Source organism: Desulfofundulus sp. (assembly GCF_049701015.1).
Taxonomy (GTDB): domain Bacteria; phylum Bacillota; class Desulfotomaculia; order Desulfotomaculales; family Desulfovirgulaceae; genus Desulfofundulus.
This window is the reverse complement of record NZ_JBNATZ010000300.1, coordinates 1-2,783: the sequence shown is the minus strand read 5'-3', so window position 1 is coordinate 2,783 and position 2,783 is coordinate 1. Positions and strand designations below refer to the sequence as shown.

Genomic DNA, 2,783 nt, shown 5'->3' with positions numbered 1-2,783 from the left:
CATCGCCCAGGTAGCCGCTCATCGGAATTACAACACCGCTCACAAGTAAATAGGCAGTCGAAACCCACCGGATTTCATCCGTTCCCACACCGAAAACAGCCATGATCTTGGGTATGGCTACATTGACAATACTGCCGTCCAGAATGGACATAAAAGGACCTATCACCAGAATAAAGAGTTCCTTCCACGGAAACTTTTCACCCGGCGCTGTCAACCTCTCCGAAGACATTGAGTTACAACCTCCGCTCTATCAGCGAATATGAATTCTTACCCAGGCATTCGTCCCTATCTCTACATAATGTGGGGGGTATGTATCAAACGCTATTTTTACCGGTACTCGCTGTACCACTTTCGTAAAACTACCGGATGAGCTGGTTGTGGGTAGAAGTGAAAAGGTGGAAACGGAAGCCCTGCCAATTCGAACTACATGACCCGTAAATTTATAGCCGTGCATGGCGTCCAGGGTAATATCCACTTTTTGCCCCGGACGTATCTTTTCCAAATTGGTTTCTTCAATATCTGCAGTTACGTAGAGACCCGACGGGTCGGCAACCATGATTATGGGTTCACCCGGGGCGGCAATTTCACCTACATGCGCTACTTTTTTGACCACCACGCCGTTTAGTGGTGACCGCACCACCGCAAGATCAGTGTTTGCCCCCGGGGAAAGAGTGGTGTCGTCCAAACGGGCAACAATGTCACCCGACCTGACCACCTGCCCTTCTTCCACGTCTATTTCCAGCAGTTTACCAGATACCTGGGGGCTTATCTGGTAAATGTCGCCGTCTACACGAGCGTCTTCAGTTGTGACGTAGTGGCGGTTCAGGTATAAATAGTAAGCAATTATCGCGGTCAGGACAACCACAATGACCGCAGCTACTATGAAAACAAGTCTTTTATTTTTCACTTCAATACCCCCCCAAAAAATGCACCGGTACTCTATAAGACATGGACAAAACCCGTCCTCCAAGATTGGATCAGGCAATATAAAGAACTTCTCTCGGAATCAGTGATTATTACCAATACCAGGACGGCTAACAGATATTGACTGGTTTCTTGTCGGGACTATGTACACCTGTACGGATTTTCTGCTTGCCGCTCCATTAAATGTTTCTTACCGTTACCCTTACACCCTCCTTCAGATTCTCCATGCCAGCCGTCACCACTTCTTCCCCTCTCTTCAAACCTGAAATAATGGCAATATTGCGGCCGTCGGAATCTCCCGTCTTTACTTCTCTCTGCCTCACCCTACCCCTTGTAACCACCCAGACGAATTGTTTACCTTGTTCGCTCACTACTGCCTGACGCGGTACTACCAGGAATTTCTGCTGTGTCCGGGACAGCCGTACTTCTGCAAACATCCCGGGTTTCAGAATGTGACCGGGGTTGTTTATCTGGACTTTAACCGGGAAGGATTTGGTCACCGGGTCTGACGCAGGACCGATATTGGTTATTAACCCTTTAAAGAGATGGTCTCCTGCCGCCTGTACTTTCGCATCCACTTCCTGGTTTTGTTTTAACTGATTAATGTAATCTTCCCCAACGGCAGCTCTGACCACCACTTTGTCCAGATTGGCCATGGATATGACCGGTGCTGCAGTGGACGCTATCTCACCAGGCTCAACATGTCGCGCGGTAATTTCACCGGAGAAAGGTGCGCGTATATAGCTGTCTTCGTAGACCTGCCGGGCCAGAACCAGCTGTGCCCGGGCGCTGGCGAGGTTTGCCTCAGCCTGCTCTACCTGTGCCCGGGCCTGGTCCACCTGGGCAGGAATAATACCTTCAACCGTTTCTTTCGACTGCTTGTACGGAAGCTCGTACTGTGCTTCAAAGGTGGCCTCGGGAATAGCCCCGGTAGCCAGCAACTCCTCTCCCCGCCTGTAGTTAGCCTCATCCACTATATATTTCGCCCGGGCGCTCGACAGGTTGCCTTCGGCCGACTTTAAACCTGCTTCCGCCTGGGACAACGCTGCGACTGCCTGTTTCACCCCTGCCTCTGCCTGAGCCACCTGGTCAGCCAGATCTTTATTCTCCAGGGTGACCAGTACCTGTCCGGCACTCACCCTGTCACCCACATCCACATGTACCTGTGCCACCTTGCCGGGCACTTTAGAAACTACACCCGCCGACTGCAGTGCTTCCAGCTTACCGCTGAAAACGGGTACATTGCCCAGTGTGCCCAGTTCTGCCCTCTGCACACTAACTGTTAAAACACCCTCCCCTTGATTTCCGGCCAGGTCTGAACCGCAGCCCGCAACAAGCAGCAGTCCAACCATAAACACTGAAAGCAAAAATGTGCTCGAACGTAATGTCCACCTGATGGATACAGACCTGTACCCGCGTCCCCATTTCGCTAACAATCCATTATGCAACCAAAACCTGTCTTCACAGGCTTGCAAAACAGACCTCTTTAACTTGACCCTCTGCCACATGCCGCTGTTCTCTCCCACCTTGAAAAATACTTTTAAGCGTCCAGTGACCCCTCACGGTTGATAACTACCAGTAACTTTTCTAAAATGTTTACCAGGTGTTCCAGGTCTTCCTCCCCCAATTGACTCCAATATCTCGCCATAACCTGTCGTTTAGCAGCCAAACAGAAACCCACAACTTCTTTCCCCCTGGGTGTCAGTTCAAGCCACACCACTCGCCGGTCCCCCCTCTCATCACGGCGGCGCTGCACGAAACCAGCCCGACACAGCTTGTCCATCTGCGATGTTACTGCGCTTATTGACACCCCCATCTCCCCGGCCATTTCGGACACACTCATACTTCCACGCTGCATG

The 2,783-nt window shown here is 51.2% G+C and carries 3 protein-coding genes and 1 pseudogene; all 4 read right to left on the bottom strand.

Features of this window, described 5'->3' with window-relative positions; genetic code table 11:
* Window positions 1-229, bottom strand: a pseudogene (locus ACPLUI_RS13545) (DHA2 family efflux MFS transporter permease subunit); the annotation flags it as partial.
* Between the two features lie 21 nt (window positions 230-250).
* Window positions 251-907, bottom strand: a complete 657-nt coding sequence (locus ACPLUI_RS13540; protein ID WP_424660777.1) for an HlyD family secretion protein — start codon at window positions 905-907, stop codon at window positions 251-253.
* 196 nt (window positions 908-1,103) lie between these two features.
* Window positions 1,104-2,198, bottom strand: a complete 1,095-nt coding sequence (locus ACPLUI_RS13535) for an efflux RND transporter periplasmic adaptor subunit (RefSeq protein WP_424660776.1) — start codon at window positions 2,196-2,198, stop codon at window positions 1,104-1,106.
* A gap of 266 nt (window positions 2,199-2,464) precedes the next feature.
* Window positions 2,465-2,783: MarR family winged helix-turn-helix transcriptional regulator (locus ACPLUI_RS13530; RefSeq protein WP_424660775.1), on the bottom strand; the 319-nt coding region annotated here is incomplete at its 5' end.